Source organism: Sphingomonas sediminicola (genome assembly GCF_014489515.1).
In the GTDB taxonomy this organism is placed as follows: domain Bacteria; phylum Pseudomonadota; class Alphaproteobacteria; order Sphingomonadales; family Sphingomonadaceae; genus Sphingomicrobium; species Sphingomicrobium sediminicola.
Genome location: NZ_CP060782.1, coordinates 2,144,126 through 2,159,977 on the forward strand (window position 1 = coordinate 2,144,126; position 15,852 = coordinate 2,159,977).

General features: G+C 63.3%; 15 protein-coding genes and 2 pseudogenes. 7 read left to right on the forward strand and 10 right to left on the reverse strand.

The features are described 5' to 3' along the window. The first annotated feature begins 28 nt into the window (after positions 1 to 28). Positions 29 to 2,665, forward strand: coding sequence for an aminopeptidase N (pepN, locus tag H9L14_RS11600; protein WP_187708223.1), 2,637 nt, complete (start codon positions 29 to 31; stop codon positions 2,663 to 2,665). Here the strand turns inward: pepN and H9L14_RS11605 are convergent. From H9L14_RS11605 to H9L14_RS11625, 5 genes are read right to left on the reverse strand one after another with little or no spacing between them, the layout of a single operon-like run. Continuing rightward, a complete protein-coding gene (locus tag H9L14_RS11605) occupies positions 2,662 to 3,105 on the reverse strand; it encodes an ABC-type transport auxiliary lipoprotein family protein (protein ID WP_187708224.1) in 444 nt (147 codons plus the stop codon). The genes pepN and H9L14_RS11605 overlap by 4 nt on opposite strands. After that, on the reverse strand, positions 3,102 to 3,275 hold the full coding sequence (locus H9L14_RS11610) for a hypothetical protein (protein WP_187708225.1): 174 nt from the start codon (positions 3,273 to 3,275) through the stop codon (positions 3,102 to 3,104). Before H9L14_RS11610 ends, H9L14_RS11605 begins: the two co-directional genes overlap by 4 nt. Then, positions 3,275 to 4,225, reverse strand: a complete 951-nt coding sequence (locus H9L14_RS11615; protein ID WP_187708226.1) for an MlaD family protein — start codon at positions 4,223 to 4,225, stop codon at positions 3,275 to 3,277. The genes H9L14_RS11610 and H9L14_RS11615 overlap by 1 nt, the downstream gene beginning before the upstream one ends. Further along, positions 4,225 to 5,016: an ABC transporter ATP-binding protein gene (locus tag H9L14_RS11620; RefSeq protein WP_187708227.1), complete on the reverse strand. Its 792-nt coding sequence runs from the start codon at positions 5,014 to 5,016 to the stop codon at positions 4,225 to 4,227. Before H9L14_RS11620 ends, H9L14_RS11615 begins: the two co-directional genes overlap by 1 nt. Further along, positions 5,013 to 6,113 carry an ABC transporter permease gene (locus tag H9L14_RS11625; RefSeq protein WP_187708228.1) on the reverse strand — a complete coding sequence of 367 codons (1,101 nt, stop codon included), beginning with the start codon at positions 6,111 to 6,113 and terminating at the stop codon, positions 5,013 to 5,015. Before H9L14_RS11625 ends, H9L14_RS11620 begins: the two co-directional genes overlap by 4 nt. 158 nt (positions 6,114 to 6,271) lie before the next feature. Here H9L14_RS11625 and H9L14_RS16115 point away from each other — a divergent pair, with 158 nt between their 5' ends. From H9L14_RS16115 to H9L14_RS11645, 5 genes are read left to right on the forward strand one after another with little or no spacing between them, the layout of a single operon-like run. Then, positions 6,272 to 6,670 carry a hypothetical protein gene (locus H9L14_RS16115; RefSeq protein WP_246444135.1) on the forward strand — a complete coding sequence of 133 codons (399 nt, stop codon included), beginning with the start codon at positions 6,272 to 6,274 and terminating at the stop codon, positions 6,668 to 6,670. Then, a complete protein-coding gene (locus H9L14_RS16120) occupies positions 6,628 to 7,329 on the forward strand; it encodes a CDP-alcohol phosphatidyltransferase family protein (protein ID WP_246444138.1) in 702 nt (233 codons plus the stop codon). The genes H9L14_RS16115 and H9L14_RS16120 overlap by 43 nt, the downstream gene beginning before the upstream one ends. After that, positions 7,326 to 8,093 carry a nucleotidyltransferase family protein gene (locus H9L14_RS11635; protein WP_187708229.1) on the forward strand — a complete coding sequence of 256 codons (768 nt, stop codon included), beginning with the start codon at positions 7,326 to 7,328 and terminating at the stop codon, positions 8,091 to 8,093. Before H9L14_RS16120 ends, H9L14_RS11635 begins: the two co-directional genes overlap by 4 nt. Then, the gene (locus H9L14_RS11640; RefSeq protein WP_187708230.1) at positions 8,090 to 8,758 is read left to right on the forward strand and encodes an HAD family hydrolase; all 669 of its coding nucleotides are present in this window, start codon (positions 8,090 to 8,092) and stop codon (positions 8,756 to 8,758) included. The genes H9L14_RS11635 and H9L14_RS11640 overlap by 4 nt, the downstream gene beginning before the upstream one ends. Before the next feature lies 1 nt (position 8,759). Next, positions 8,760 to 9,824: a winged helix-turn-helix domain-containing protein gene (locus H9L14_RS11645; RefSeq protein WP_187708231.1), complete on the forward strand. Its 1,065-nt coding sequence runs from the start codon at positions 8,760 to 8,762 to the stop codon at positions 9,822 to 9,824. Here the strand turns inward: H9L14_RS11645 and H9L14_RS11650 are convergent. From H9L14_RS11650 to lgt, 5 genes and pseudogenes are all read right to left on the reverse strand, one after another. Beyond that, entirely contained in the window at positions 9,821 to 11,125 is a 1,305-nt protein-coding gene (locus H9L14_RS11650) for a cystathionine gamma-synthase family protein (RefSeq protein WP_187708232.1), read from the reverse strand. The two genes, H9L14_RS11645 and H9L14_RS11650, sit on opposite strands and share 4 nt — an antisense overlap. Before the next feature lie 91 nt (positions 11,126 to 11,216). Beyond that, a complete protein-coding gene (gene pgeF / locus H9L14_RS11655) occupies positions 11,217 to 11,978 on the reverse strand; it encodes a peptidoglycan editing factor PgeF (protein ID WP_187708233.1) in 762 nt (253 codons plus the stop codon). Beyond that, the gene (locus H9L14_RS11660) at positions 11,975 to 12,484 is read right to left on the reverse strand and encodes a GNAT family N-acetyltransferase (RefSeq protein WP_187708234.1); all 510 of its coding nucleotides are present in this window, start codon (positions 12,482 to 12,484) and stop codon (positions 11,975 to 11,977) included. The genes pgeF and H9L14_RS11660 overlap by 4 nt, the downstream gene beginning before the upstream one ends. Further along, positions 12,481 to 13,391: pseudogene (locus tag H9L14_RS17480) on the reverse strand (class I SAM-dependent methyltransferase). Before H9L14_RS17480 ends, H9L14_RS11660 begins: the two are co-directional and overlap by 4 nt. 65 nt (positions 13,392 to 13,456) lie before the next feature. After that, positions 13,457 to 14,335, reverse strand: a complete 879-nt coding sequence (lgt, locus tag H9L14_RS11670) for a prolipoprotein diacylglyceryl transferase (RefSeq protein ID WP_187708235.1) — start codon at positions 14,333 to 14,335, stop codon at positions 13,457 to 13,459. A 110-nt stretch (positions 14,336 to 14,445) separates the two neighbouring features. Between lgt and H9L14_RS11675 the strand changes: the two are divergent. Further along, positions 14,446 to 15,596, forward strand: a pseudogene (locus H9L14_RS11675) (class I adenylate-forming enzyme family protein); the annotation flags it as partial. Positions 15,597 to 15,852 lie beyond the last annotated feature (256 nt).

Here is a 15,852-nt window from a genome sequence, read left to right on the forward strand (position 1 = left end):
GTAATGAACCGGGTCCTAAGTCGCGCCGATGGCCGACGTACGCACGCTCCCGGAAGCGGAGACCACGCCGGAGGCACCGCCCTCCCCGACCCACGCAACCATCCGCCGCGAGGACTATCGCCCGCCTGATTGGCTGGTTCCTCAGATCGAGTTGAAGTTCACCCTCGGAATCGAGAAGACCCGGGTTCAGGCGAAACTGACCGTGGAGCGCAATCCAGAGGGTCTTGAGGCCGGCGCGCCGCTTTTGCTCAACGGTGACGAGCTCAAGCCGCTCGGCGTGTGGATCGACGGCAACCCGTCCGATAGTTGGACGATGAAGGGCGACGATTTGCTGATCCCGCTTGCCGGGGACGCACATGAGGTCGCAATCGACACCGAAATAAATCCCTTTGCCAACAGCAAGTTGATGGGTCTTTATGCCTCAAACGGAATGCTTTGCACCCAATGCGAAGCCGAGGGTTTTCGCCGCATCACCTTCTTCCCGGACCGGCCAGATGTGCTCAGCCGCTACAAGGTCCGGATGGAAGCGGATGAGGCTCAATTCCCCGTCCTGCTCACGAACGGCAATCCGGTTGAGACCGGCAAGAGCGAGGGCGGCCGCCACTGGGCCGAATGGGAAGATCCTTTCCCGAAGCCCTGCTATCTGTTCGCGCTGGTCGCCGGCGACCTGAAGCCGAACCGCGACAGCTTCACCACCATGTCCGGCCGCAAGGTCGATCTTGCCATTTGGGTGCGCAAGGCGGACCTGCCGAAGACCCAGCATGCCATGGACAGCCTCAAGGAGGCGATGGCTTGGGACGAACGCGTCTACGGCCGCGAATATGACCTCGACCTGTTCAACATCGTCGCCGTGTCCGACTTCAACATGGGCGCGATGGAGAACAAGGGCCTCAACATCTTCAATTCGGCCTATGTGTTGGCGGATCCGGACACTGCGACGGATGTCGATTTCGACAATATCGCCCGCGTCGTCGCACACGAATATTTCCACAACTGGTCAGGCGACCGCGTCACATGCCGTGACTGGTTCCAGCTAAGCCTGAAGGAAGGCTTCACCGTCTTCCGCGACCAAAGCTTCTCCGCCGACATGGGGAGCGCCGCAGTAAAGCGCATCGAAGACGTCCGAATCCTGCGAATGGTGCAGTTCCCTGAGGATTCCGGGCCGCTGTCGCACCCGATCCGCCCCGACAGCTACATGGAGATTTCGAACTTCTACACGTCGACGATCTACAACAAGGGCGCCGAGCTGATCCGCATGTTCCACACGGTTCTTGGACCGGAGAAATTCCGAGCCGGCACCGATCTGTATTTCGAGCGGCACGACGGCCAGGCCGTGACCTGCGACGATTTCGTCGAGGCGCTGGAGGATGCAAGCGGCGTCGACTTGTCGCAATTCAAGATCTGGTACTCGCAGGCCGGAACTCCGCAAGTCGGAGCTAAGCTCGACTATGACGCGGAGGCGAAAGCGGCGACGCTGCGGCTCGACCAGCGCGTCGCGCCGACCCCGGGACAATCGAGCAAGCAGGTGATGCCGATCCCGCTGCGTACGGCGCTCATCGGCGAGGAAAGCGGGACCGAGATTGCTCCCGAGCAACTGATTCTGCTCGACGGATTGAGCCGGGAGGTCCGTTTCGAGGGCATCGACGAAGCGCCCCTCTTGTCGATCAATCGAGGCTTCTCGGCACCCGTCGTCGTTCACGGTGCGCGGCGCGACGGCGAGTTGGAGCGTCTGGCGCAAAGCGATACCGATCCGTTCGCGCGATATGAAGCAATGCAGGAGCTTGCGTTTGGCGCTCTCCTCGCTGGCACGCGTGGCGAGCAGGCGGACTTCGAGCCGCTGATTCGGGCCGTCCGCAATACGCTTCGTTCAAACGAGCTCGACCCGGCATTCAAGGCCGAGGCGATTCTTCTGCCTCAGGAGGCCGTAATCGCAGAGCGGCTGGAGGTCATCGATCCTGACGCAATCCACTCGGCGCGCGAGCAATTGCGCAAGGCGATGGGCGAAGCGCTGATGGACGATCTCGCGAAGGCGCAGTCGGCTGCCGCGGGGTCGGGCGACGATCTCTCGCCGCTGGCAAAGGGCACTCGACGGCTTCGCTCGGTCACTCTCGGCATGCTTGCGGCCGGCGATCCGCAGCAAGGCGCCCGGATAGCCAAGGCCCAGTTCGACGCCGCGGACAATATGACCGACAGGCAGGGCGCGCTGGGAGTGCTCGTGTCGCTCGATGCCCCGGAGCGGGAGCAGGCCCTTCAGGCCTTCTACGACCGCTTCGAGCAGGATGCCCTGGTCATCGACAAATGGTTCAGCCTTCAGGCGGCAGCGCAGCGCAGTGGCACCCTGGACGAGGTCGAGCGGCTTGCATCGCACCCGGCTTTCACCCTCCAGAACCCAAACCGGCTCCGCGCGCTCGTCGGCAGCTTTGGGATGAACCACTGGGTGTTCAACGACGCGTCGGGGCGCGGCTACCGCTTCGTCGCCGACATGATCATTGCCGCCGACAGGCTGAACCCGCAGGCCGCGGCGCGTCAGGTGCCTCCGCTCGGACGCTGGCGGCGGATGGAGCCAAAGCGTTCGGAGCTCATGCGCGGCCAGCTGGAGCGGATTGCCGACACGCGCGGGCTGTCTCGCGACGTCTACGAACAGGCGACCAAGTCGCTGGCCTAGGGAGCCTGCCGGCTGCCAACCCAGTTGGCGACCTGGAGCGCCACCGCATTGCCAGCGCGGTTGAGCGCCGGGCCAATGCTTTGCGCCGACCCGTCGGACGGAGCGGCCGCCTCAAACCTGCGCGCTTCGACGCGAGTTCCGCCTGCGGTGGAGAGCGCGCCGTCAAAGCGGACCACGGCCTGCCCAGTCGCCGCGTCGTAACCGAAGCTTTGCAGCTCTCCGGACACGATCAGGCCCGGATCGAGCCCGGTCATGCCGCTACTGAGCACCACACGATTTGTGGTCCGGCGGATGGTTTCCGAAACTAAGTTCGCGAACAACCGATCGGGCGTGTCGACCCACTGTGCGTCCGTCACATATTGGACGTCTGTCGGAGACACGCGGACTGGGATTCGAACCGTCCGGAGTTCCTTTGCGATGACCGGAGTTTGTACGGTCACCGCCTGGCCTGCGTTCGCGGCGCGCGTGAATTCGCCGGTCGGGCCGCTTCGGGAGTCAGCGTCAGCAACGTCGCGGGAGCCTTTCCGCCGCCCAGCATTCCGCCCAACGAGCAGCCGCCGACGGCCACCGCGAGTGCGACCGAAGCAAGTGCTCGCGCCGACAATTTCATCACTGCTTCCTCGGTTTGTAATCGGGCAGTTTCTGCGGTCCCAAAGTGCCGCCGATCCCGCCCTGTTCGACCCGTTCCGATACGCCCTTCAGCGATTGGGAAAGCTCGCGAAGGTCACGAACCAGCTGGTTGGCCTCGGGCAGTGTCGACTTGCTAAAGTTCTGAACGCCCGGCCGCGCATCGGAAACGATGGCGTCAAGATTGTCGGCGGCACGCTGAACCGACGCGATCGCCTTCTGCAGATTCTCGACGGCCGGCTGAGCATTATCCTTTAGCACAACGTTCGTCGTGTCGGCGACCTCGCCCCACTTCTCGGCGGCGACGCCAGCCTGCTTGGCCGCAATGCGCGCATCGCCGATCGCGTCAGCAAGGTCGGGCGCGCGTTCCGCAAGCACCCTGGTCGTCTTGTCCACATTCTCGAGGATGTCTGAGATGGAGTTCTGATTCTTGTCGCTGAGGAGCTCGGTCAGCCGCTCGGTCAGGCGCTGGATGCGGTCGATCAGTTCCGGAGCGCTGTTGAGCAATGCGCCAAGGCCGCCCGAGCTAGCCGGAACGACCGGGCAACCCTGCGGGCCCTGCTGGGTGATCGGCCGCGCGCCTTTTACGGCGCCGCCGAGCTGAATCTCACTGACGCCAGTGAAGCCAACGCCCTTGATCTGCGCGGTGGTGCCCTGAAGCACCGGCGTTTCACTATCGACTTCGATACGCACCCAGACGAATTCCGGCCGGTCCGGAAGCAGCGAAATCTGGCTGACCTGCCCGACGGGAACACCGGAGAAGCTGACGTTCGAACCCTTGTTGAGCCCGCTGACGCCTTGGGCGAAGTAAATGTCGTAACATTTGTTCGTGCGGTTGTTCAGGCCCGCGATCCAGACGGTGAACAGCAGCAGGCCCGCGATCATCGCGAGCGTCACGGCGCCGACCATCACATAGTTAGACCGCGTTTCCATCAGGCTTGCGCGTGCTCCTTAGCCGTATCCGCTGCGGCCCGACCACGCGGCCCGTTAAAGTATTCTTGTATCCAAGGATGATCCAAAGCCAATAGTTCCGGAATCGTTCCGACCGCGATGACCTTCCGGTCCGCAATCACCGCGACGCGGTCGCAGATAGCGTAGAGCGTGTCGAGATCGTGCGTGATCAGGAAGACGGTGAGGTCGAGACGTTTCTGGAGCGAGACGATCAGCTCGTCGAACGCCGCCGCTGAGATCGGATCGAGGCCTGCCGTCGGCTCGTCGAGGAATAATAGCTCCGGATCGAGTGCTAATGCGCGCGCGAGCCCCGCACGCTTTATCATTCCGCCCGACAATTCCGCCGGATACTTCGGGCCTGCGTCCGCCGGAAGACCACCCATCGCGATTTTGTACGACGCGATCTCGTCGAGGAGCGGCGGTTTCAGGTACGGAAAATATTCGCGGATTGGCACTTCGACATTTTCCGCGACGGTAAGCGTCGAGAACAATGCGCCATTCTGGAAGAGGATTCCCCAGCGACGGCGAATATTCTTGGCCTCGTCTTCCTCGCGGCCGATCATATTCTCGCCGAGCACCTCGATCTCGCCTGCGGCCGGCGTCTGGAGACCGATGATCGAGCGCATGAGCACGGACTTGCCGGTGCCGGAGCCGCCGACGACGCCGAGTATCTCTCCCCGGCAAACGGTGAGGTCGAGGTCCTCGTGAATGACCGCTTCGCCAAAGCGATTGGCGAGGCCCTTGACCGCGATGACGGGCTGGCAGCCCTTCATATCCAGCCGACCGAGCTGAAGAATACGGCGAAGACGGCATCGAGGACGATCACTAGGAAGATCGACTGGACTACGGCAGTGGTCGTGCGAAGCCCCACCTCTTCGGAGTTGCTCTCGACGAGCATGCCCTGGAAGCAGCCGGCCAGCGCGATGATAAACCCGAACACCGGAGCCTTGATGAGGCCAATCCACAGGTCGGTGAGCGGAATCACTTCCTGAAGGCGCTGAATGTAGGTCAGGGGCGGGATTCCGAGGTCGAGCCAGACGAAGATTCCGCCGCCGAGCAGCGACATCAGCATCGCCCAGAAGGCCAGCAGCGGCATCATGATCACTGCCGCAATCAGGCGGGGGATGACGAGCGCTTCGACCGGCGATACGCCGATGGTGCGCATCGCATCGATTTCTTCGGTGATCTTCATCGTGCCGAGCTGCGCGGCGAAGGCCGAACCCGAACGGCCCGCGACCATGATCGCCGTCATCAGCGTTCCGAGCTCGCGGACGGTGATCCGGCCGATCAGGTTGATGGTGTAGACCTCGGCACCGAACTGCTGAAGCTGGACCGCGCCCTGCTGGCCGATGACGACGCCGATCAGGAAGCTCATCAGCCCGATGATGCCGAGCGCACGCACGCCGACCACGTCGAACCGCTGGATGACCGCGTTCCAGCGGAACCGCTTCGGTCGCGAGACCAGGTTCGCCATCGCAACGAGCGTCGCTCCGAAGAATCCTAGGAGCCCGACCAGAGTCCGCCCGGTCTCGGCAATCCACTCGCCCAGCTCGGCAATGACCCGGGTGACGCTCGATTTCTCGTCGGGATGAACTTGGACCGGCCGGTCGAATTCGGCGACCTGGTCGAGCAGGCTCTGCGATTCCGGCGTCGCCCCAGCCACTTTCGCTCCCCGGTCCCGCACGGCACGATAGACAAGCCAGGCCCCGACCGTGTCCATGCGCTCCACGCCGGACAAATCGATCGTCAGCGGGTCGGACTCGGCGTCGATCTCTCGCTGAATGCTGGCAGCGCGGGTAATCGTAAGCGTCCCGCGAATGCGAAACGGCGGATTTCCGCCCTCGGCGGTGGATGCGGCGGTCGCGGCCATGCGGCGCGGACACTGCCTGCATTCACTCTGGCGGGCAAGTGGAGCGCACGAGCGCCACTTTCTTGCCGCTCTTCTTGCCTTTATGCGCAGGCTCAATGGCAACGCAGTCTCGCCCTCTCTTCGTGCCCGTCGGAGCCAATTCCGCACACTTGTTCGGAATGGACGCGCGCACCCGCGCCTGCCGGCTCGCCGAGAACATGGGGCTCGACTGTGCCGACGCTGCCGCCGCGGATCGCGACATCGTGCTCGCCAACATGCGCTTCGCCTGGGACCCTGCCTGGTTGCGCGAGATTTCGCGGCGTCCGGGTACCGTGCTCATGCTTCGCGGAAATCCGGTCCTCGCCAATGTCGCTGCCGAACAGGATGCAAATGCGGTCAGCCAGGCGATTCTCGGCGAAGGCGGATCGCTTGGGGTCTGGAACAGATCGACGGAGAGACAGCCGAGCTCAGTTACTCCGAACTCCGCAAGCGCGAACGGCCGTTCATCATGCCGCTTGATCCGACAAACCCCATCGTGGTCGAGCAGGCAGCCTATGACGCGGCCTACAAGGGCGTGACGGATATCCTGACGCTCTATCTGTGGCGGAGACCTGCCTTCCACCTGACGAGGTGGGCGGCGCAGGCGGGCATGACGCCGAACATGGTCACATTGATCGGTGCCGTCCTCTGCGTCCTCGCCTTCTATCTGTTCTGGATCGGAAGCTTCTGGCCAGGCGTCGCTGCAGGCTTCGTCTTCATGGTGCTCGACACGGTCGACGGGAAGCTCGCGCGCTGCACCGGAAGTTCGTCAAAATGGGGCAATGTGTTCGACCACGGCATCGACCTAATCCACCCACCGTTCTGGTGGTGGGCGTGGATTCACGGACTGGAGGCCTATGGGACGCCGATCGAGCCGGTCTACGCAGTCATGCTGCTGTGGGCGATCGTTGGAGGCTATGTCGCCCAGCGCGTCATCGAAGGCATCTTCATGCGGCGCTTCGACAAGATGCATATCCATGTCTGGCGTCCGATCGACAGCAAGTTTCGGCTGATCACCGCGCGCCGGAACCCGAACATGGTGATCCTTGTCGCCGCTTTGCTGTTCGGGCGTCCCGACGTTGGTATCGAGCTGGTGGCGCTGTGGACGCTGATCTCGCTGATCTTCCATGCCGTCCGGCTGGCGCAGGCGAGTGCGGCCCATGACCGTGGCCAGCCCGTGGTGTCCTGGCTATCGTGAGCTGCATTACGGCGGTCGTTCTCGCAGGGTCGCGACCGGGCCTTGATCCGTTCGCCCAAAGCTATGGGACCGACCTCAAGGCGCTGATCCCGGTCGGCGGAAAGCCGATGGTGCTGCGGCCTGTCGAGGCGCTGCTTGCGAGCGATGGCGTCGATCGAATTCGAGTGCTTGCGCAGCAGCCTGAGAGGATCGGCGCGGTCCTGCCTGATGATCCGCGTATCTCCGTTGAACCGTCGGGCGAGACGATCGCGGCTACGCTGGAAGCCATGTGCGTCGATCCGGACACGAAATGGCCGATCCTGGTGACGACAGCGGATCACGCCCTGTTGACGCCAGAGATGGTCCGGGATTTCCTTGTGAATTCCAGCGGCGCCGACATCGCCATCGGGCTCGTGACCCAAGACAGATTGCTCAAACGCCTGCCGCAGACGAAGCGCACGTGGATTCGCTTCCGCGGCGGGGCCTACAGCGGGGCAAACCTGTTCCTGCTCGGCAGCCCTAAGGTCCGGTCGACGCTCGAGCTGTGGCGATCGAACGAGCAGAACCGGAAAAAGGCGTGGAGGATGCTTTTCAAGCTTGGATTGACGGGCTTCCTCGGCGCGGTTCTGCGCCTTCGCACGCTCCAGCAAACGCTGGATCGAATCGGACGAAAGCTTGGCCTATCCATTCGTGTGGTGGAGCTATCCGATCCCCTCGCCGCGGTCGACGTCGACAAGCCGGCCGATCACGAGCTGGTGACGGCCATTCTTGAAGGCCGCGCATGATCGTGGATTTCGCGATCTACGACATGGATCGAACGATCACGCGGCACGCAACCTACACGCCGTTCCTGCTTCACTGCGCGATGCGAAGCGCACCTTGGCGACTGCTTCTGCTACCTTTCGTGATCGCTTCAATGCTTTGCTATGCCCTGAAGCTGATCGACCGAGGGAAGCTCAAGGAAATCAACCATCGCCTGCTGCTCGGCCACAAGCGCCATCCGCGTGAATTGAAGCCGCTGGTCGAAAGCTTCGCCGATCGTACCGCGGCGTCCAATGTCCGGCCGGGTGCACGCGCGGCAATCGAGCGCGACAAGGCAGAAGGCCGTCGCGTGGTGATGGCAACCGCAAGTTACAGGCTTTACGCCGATGCGATCGGTGAACGCCTGGGCTTCGACGACGTGATCGGCACCGGATCGATCATCGGCCTCGATGAGCGGGTCCACGCCAAGATCGACGGCGAGAATTGCTACGGGCCCGCAAAACTCCGGATGGTTTCCGACTGGCTTTCCAAGAGCGGCTTCGAGCGGGGTCACGTGCGTTTTTATTCGGACCACGCAAGCGATGCCCCGGTATTCGAATGGGCTGACGAAGCGGTGGCGGTAAACCCGCATGCGAAGCTTGCGCGGCTGGCGCTCGCTCGCGGCTGGACGGTCGAGGACTGGAGCTAGAGTGACGGCGCAGTTCAGCTTCGATCGTTTTGTCGTCGATGCCGGGCAGCGCCGGCTTACGAATGGTGGAGAGGCGATCGAGGTCAACAGCCGCTACCTCGACGCTCTCATCCTGATGCTCTTGCATCCCGGAGAACTCATCACCCGCGATCGCTTTCTCGACGAGGTCTGGAAGGGCATTCCCGTCACCGACGAAGCGCTGAGCCAGTGCATTGCGAACCTGCGGCGGTTGCTGGGCGACGATGCTGCACGTCCGCAATTCATCGAGACCGTTCCCAAGCATGGATACCGCTTCATCGCGCCCGTCGAGGAACGGCAGGTTCACACACGCTTTGGCCGGCCGATACTCTTCCCCAGAGGGTGGCAGGGCGGACTTTCGCTCACGGCAGCATGCACGGTCGGCGGCGGCCTGGTCGGCGTCGCGGGGGGACTGATTTACGGCCTCGGCGCGTCGCCCGACCCGCTGAGACCCGCGGTTGGCGCGGCGTCCTTTCTGCTCGTCATGCTTTCGGTGAACATATTGACGGCGGCGTTAGGCGGGTTCGCGGTTGGCGTAGGGATTGCGACAGCTCACCGCATCGCGGGGCCCAAGGTCGCGGCGACTGCGGTCGGCGCCGCCCTTGGAGGCCTGATCGTCGGCGGAGCCGTGAAGCTGCTCGGCATCGACGCATTCAGCGTGATGATCGGCAAGGCGCCGGTCAGCATCGGGGGCGGCTTCGAGGGATTCGTCCTCGGCGGAGCGGTCGGCCTGGGTTCGCACCTGTCGCTCGCCCGGGTGCGGTCGTGGCCTTCCATTTCCGGCGCTGCCCTTGCCGGCGGCATCGCCGGCGCAGTCCTGCCGCTCCTCGGCGGCAGGTTGATGGGCGCGAGCCTGGACTCGCTGGCGGAGGCGTTCCCCACCTCGCCCATCAACATTGACGGCCTCGGCCACTGGTTCGGCGAAACCCATTTCGGGATGACTTCGCAGGTCGGCCTCGGCGCGATCGAGGGCTTCCTGTTCGGTGTCGGGATCGCGGTTGCTATCCGATATTCGGCCAACCTGCTCCGCGAGCTCGGAGCGCGCTAGACGCTCCTCAGCGCATTATCGAAGTCGGCGATGAGATCGTCCGGGTCTTCGACACCGATCGAGATGCGAACGAGATTGTCGGTGATGCCGAGCGCCTGCTTGCGCTCGTCCGGCACCGACAAGTGCGTCATCGCAGCCGGAGCGCTGGCGAGCGTTTCGGTTCCGCCGAGGCTCACCGCCAGGTGCGCGATCTTGAGCGAATCGAGGAAAGCGAACGCCTCTTTCTCGCCGCCCTTTAGGTAAAGCGAGAAGGTCGAGCCCGCGCCCGTGCAGTGGCGCTTGTAGATGTCGGCCTGCCGGGAGCCTTCCTCGAGGAAGCCGAGATAACCGACGCTTTCGACCTTCGGATGGTCGCGAAGGAAAGCGCAGACCCTCTCGGCGTTCAATCCCGCGCGCTCCATGCGAAGCTCGAGCGTTTCCAGGCTGCGCAAAAGCATCCACGCCGTGTTCGGGTCGCAGATGGTGCCGATCGTGTTCCGCATCATGCGGATCTGATCGATCAGGCCCTGCCGGCCGACGAGGCCGCCCGCGACGAGGTCGCTGTGGCCGCCGGCATATTTGGTGAGGCTGTAGACGCTGATGTCGGCACCCTGCTTGAGCGGATGCGCCCAGAGCGGCCCGAGGAACGTGTTGTCGATCGCGATCGGGGGACGCTCGGCCTCCGGGAAAGCCGCGTTGCGAGCGGCCGTCACCGCTTCGACATCGACAAGCTGGTTCGTCGGGTTGGCTGGACTCTCAAGATAGATGAGCGCGACGCGGCCCTTCGCCTTGGCGTTGGCGATGACCGCATCGATCTCCTCCCGTGACGCGCCCGACGGGAAGTCGAGATAGGACACGCCGAAGCGGCCGAGGATCTTGGCGATGAGCGTTTCCGTCGCCGCGTAGAGCGGGCCGGAGTGGACGACGACGTCGCCGGGCTGGACGAACGTCAGCAACAGCGTCGCAATTGCAGACATGCCGCTCGAAAAGGCGAGCGCATCGTCAGCGCCTTCCCAGACCGCCAGGCGATCCTCGAGAATTTCCTGGTTCGGACCGTTGAAGCGCGAATAGATCAGGCCTTCGGCGCCGCCAGGCCGCTTGCCGGTCACGCCTTCGAAGAAGCGCTTACCGTCCGCCGCGCTGTCAAATACGAAGGTCGAGGTTAGGAACACCGGCGGCTTCAGCGAGCCTTCGCTCAAGGCCGGGTCGAACCCGTAGCCGAGCATCAAGGTCGATGGCTTGAGCTTGTGATTGCCGATGCTGGTGGGGGACTGCTTCGGGCGACGCTTGGGCGTGCCGCTGATTTCGTTTTCGGTAGGCAAAAATAATCTCCTGTCGCGGCGCGCTTTAGCGCGTGACCGGCGCCCACGCCAATCAAGTCAGCGGAGGCAACCGATAAGCCCAGCTTTTCGCCTAGGGCAGGCCGATCACGCTGATCTGGCGCCCGTATGACGGCTCGCCGAGATGGGTCGAGCGCCGGTAGCTGTAGAAACGGTCAGGCTCGGAATAGGTGTCGAGGTTGAGCGCTGTGGGCTGGTGGATCCCCGCCGAGGCCAAGCGATGCACGACGTATCCGGCGAGGTCGAAGTGCGGCTTACCAGAGGGCCCGGTGACGAAGAAACGGCCATTGCCTTCGGCTTGACCGACGAAGTTCGAGCGGAAGGATTCGTCGACTTCGTATGAGGCCTGCGCGATGCACGGCCCGACCGCAGCGGCGATCCGGTCCCGCCGGGCGCCAAGCTGCTCCATCGCCTGGATCGTCGCGTCCGTGACCCCTGCGACCGCTCCGCGCCATCCCGCGTGGGCGGCACCGATCACCCCGGCATCGAGATCGGCAAGCAGGACCGGCGCGCAATCCGCCGCCAGGACGCCGAGCAACAGGCCCGGCCGGTCGGTAACCATCGCATCGGCATGGGGCCGCTCGTCCTGCGGCCAGGCATGTTCGACGCGGACGGCCGTTGGCGAATGCACCTGGTGGACGGTCGCAAGGGCCGCGCCCGGCAGCACCGCCTCGATCGCTCTCCTGCGGTTCTCCGCGATGAGCTTTGGATGATCGCCGCTGCCAAAGCCGACGTTCAGTCCCCACATCTCGCCTTCGGAAACTCCGCCCTGCCTGCCGAGGAAGCCGTGGGGCAGGCTCGCGAGCAATTTGGAACGAGAGACCTCGACGCTCACAGCGCCTTCCGCATGATGACGTCCTCGTCGACATGCTTTCCAACCATGAAGTCGTACCGGCCTACGGGCTCGAATCCGAAGCGATCGTAGAATCGGCGGGCGCGATGATTGTCGATGAAGACGGTGAGGTAGATGTCTTCGGCACAGCGCCGTCGGGCTTCATCGAAAACCCAGTCCATGAGGTCACGCGCAATCCCCGCGCCGTGATGCTCCTTGAGGACATAAAGCTGATCCAGGAGCACAGCTGGACGCTCGTTCTCGATAGGCAGCTTCAACGGCCCAATCTTGGCGAAACCGGCGGCACGTCCACCGGCTTCGGCGATTTGAACAGCGAAACGCGGATCTTGGAGTTGCGCCCTCCAATCTTCGATGCCGAAGCTCGTGAGAAATTCGTTGAGGTCTTCGGCCCGATAAAGGTGGCCGAAAGTATCGCAGAAGACCGTGTCGAAGATTCGATCGAGTTCTGCGGCATCTTCCGGACCGCCGCGACGGTAGGTAATGTTCATTCCGGAAATCCTGCCGGGATTGGCCATTCGGGCGAGCGGATCGCCAACACCTTGAACAGCTGGCCCATCTGCTCCTCATGGCACAAGCGGTCGATTGCGATCTCCAGCTCTTCCGCTCGCTTCGGGTGGGATTTGGCGAGGGCGTCGGCGCGCGCTTGGATTCCCAGCCGTTGGAGCCAATCGCCTTGGGTGACGACCTGTGTGGTCGCGGCACCGGCATCGGTGGCCGCTCGCCTGAGCGCCTCGAAATCGACGTGCGACGTCAAGTCCTGCTCGCCGGGATCAACGAGAGTCGGGACGTAGCGATGCCCGCGCACCGCCTGCAGAGTGTCGCCGGGCGCAGTCTTTTCGTGGCCGTAGTCGATTACGAGCGCGACCCCGCCGCTTTGAGCGAGACAGGTGGCAATTGCGGACACCGCGCCATCCCGAGCGGGTGAGGATTCCATGATCTCCCCGTCCCGGTCGAACGCCAGGCCGCCCGCCGCAATCATCACCTTGCGCTCGAAGCCCGCGACGAACTGGCGCACCGGCAGCGCGTCGAAGAATTCGTTGGCGACCAGAAGCAGAGGCGCTGCGGGCAAGTCCTCGATGGAGTCATGCCATTGGGCATCAGGGACGCGCTCGCCTTGCTGAACCCGAAGTACGGGCTTGTCTCGATCAGATGGACCGCTCCTTCGAAGCCCGCTCGCCGAAGCACCCGAAGCGCATCTGCGGCGAGACTGCCCCGGCCCGGACCAAGCTCGGCATAGATCGCGTCAGAGGGCTTTCCGGCCCTCGCCCATGCGTCGGCAAGCGCCGCTCCGATCATCTCCCCGAACATCTGCGAAATTTCCGGCGCGGTCGTGAAGTCGCCGTCCCGCCCGAGCGGATCGCGCGTCGCGTAATAGTAAGCGTTGCACGCTTCCATATAGGCCTCGACCGTTATCGGGCCTTCATTCTGGATTCGCTCCCTTAGCGCCCGCTCCAGCGGCGTCAGGCGACGCTCTCCGTTCCGGCGGTCGGCTCGACGCGCTGCCGTCGTCCCTTGGCCGTCCACATGAGCCATGCGCCGAGAAGGATCATCGGCAGCGATAGCCACTGGCCCATGTGAAGACCCGTGGACTGCGCAAAACCGACCAGCTGGGCATCGGGCTCGCGGACGAATTCGACGAGAAAGCGAAACAGGCCGTAGAAGAAGGTGAAAGCCCCGACGAGTTTGCCCGGTTCGTAGCGAGACTGCGTCTTCCAGAACATCCAGGCCAGGATCGCGAACAGCAGCAGGCCTTCGAGGATCGCCTCGTAGATCTGGCTCGGGTGCCGCGGCGGGCCGAGCACGGTCATCCCGCCGATGAGTTCAGGGAATCGCACCGCCCATGCGACATTGGTCGGAGCGCCCCACAGCTCATGATTCACGAAGTTCGCAAGACGGCCGAAGAACAGGCCGAAGGGTACGCAGCACGCCACATAGTCGTGGACGCGCAGCCAGTTCAGCTTCTCCTTCCGGCTGAGATAGATGATACCCAGCACGGTGCCGATCATTCCGCCGTGGAAGGACATGCCGCCGTCCCACAGCTTGAGGATGTCGAGCGGGTTCTGAAGGTAGTAGCTCAAATTGTAGAACAGCACGTAGCCTACCCGGCCGCCGAGGATGATCCCGAGCGCTGCATAGAAGACGAGATCGTCGGCATGCCGGCGGGCCATCGGTGCGCCGGGCTGTTTGATCAGCTTCAGCATGTACCAATAGCCAATGAAGATGCCTGCCAGGTACGCGAGGCTGTACCATCGCAATTGGAAGAAGCCGAGATCGAGCGCGACCGGATCGAGGCCGAGATCACTCCAGATGATTGCGCCGATTACTGATTGTATCGCCAAGGTCTTCCCCGTTTATGAACTGCGCCTCATAAGGTTGCGGACCGGAAAGGCAAAGGAGTTGACCTTGGGGAGTTGGGATGCCGTCTGAGCTCGATCTCAAGTTCGACGACATGCTTGCGAGGGTCATCGGGCCCGGCGGCCGGCTGATCATCGGTGAGGACGAACAGGGCCGAGCAATCGTAACTAACTTTCCGGCGACCCTTCCGACCTTCTTCCGTACATTTTGCGCTCTCAATGCCCAGGCTGAGGCAATCGTTGCCGGTGACGAGCGGCTGAGCTTTGCCGACCTGGACCTCTGGTCGGAGCGACTTGCTCACGCGCTGGTCAGCCGCGGGATCCAAAAGGGCGACCGCGTCGGTATTGCCATGCGCAACTGCCCGGCGTGGGTGGTGAGCTACATGGCGATCGCCAAGGCCGGCGGCATCGCGACTTTGCTCAACGGCTGGTGGCAGCCGCACGAAATGGAGCATGCGCTCGACATGGTCCGCCCGAAGCTGATCATCGCCGACGTTCCGCGCGCCAAGAAGATCGAGAAGGTCTGCGGCTCCTGCGCGCTGGTGACCCTTGCCATCGACGAGCATCTCGATCGAGCTCTGGCTCCTTTGCTCGAAGGCGCCGATCTTGAAGCGCCGTTGCCGGAAATCGCGGCGGAGGACGATGCGACGATCCTTTTCACCTCAGGCTCGACCGGCGAATCCAAGGGCGCGCTGTCGACGCATCTGGCGGTGACGACAGGCGTGTACGCCTATGCAACGGGACTGATTGTCCTGCTCGGCATCATGACCGAGGAGAATCGCGCACCCTCGTCGAAGCGGACGTTGATCAATGTTCCGCTCTTCCACGTGACCGGAGAAGTGCCGGTGATGCTCAACAGCTTCGTTATCAGCCGGACCATGGTGATGATGCCCAAGTGGGACGCCGGTGAAGCGCTCCGGCTGATCGAGAAGGAGAGCATCACATATTTCGTCGGGGTACCGACGATGAGCCTCGAGCTTATGAACCACCCGACCGCAGCAAGTACGATTTGTCGTCGCTGACGGACATTGCGGCCGGTGGTGCCCCGAGGCCGGTCAGCCATGTCGAGCGGCTCGGGAAGGAATTTCCCAGGGCCCAGCCGGCGCTCGGCTACGGCTTGACCGAGACGAACGCGGTCGGATGCTCCAATTTCTGGGGCAATTATGCTGCCAAGCCGGATTCCACGGGTCGAGCGCAGGCTCCCTTCGTCGAATTAGCGATCCTCGGCGCCGGTGATGCCCATTTGCCCCCGTTCGAACGCGGAGAGATTGCGATCCGCTCTGCGGCGAACATCAAATGCTATTGGGAGAATCCGGAAGCCACAGCCGCTGCCTTCACGTCCGATGGCTACGTGCGGACGGGCGACATCGGATATCTCGACGACGACGGCTATCTGTTCATAGTCGACCGCAAGAAGGACATCATTATCCGCGGTGGAGAGAACATCGCTTGCGCCGAAGTAGAAGCCGAGATTTATGCTTGCCCCGCGGTGGCCGAGGCTT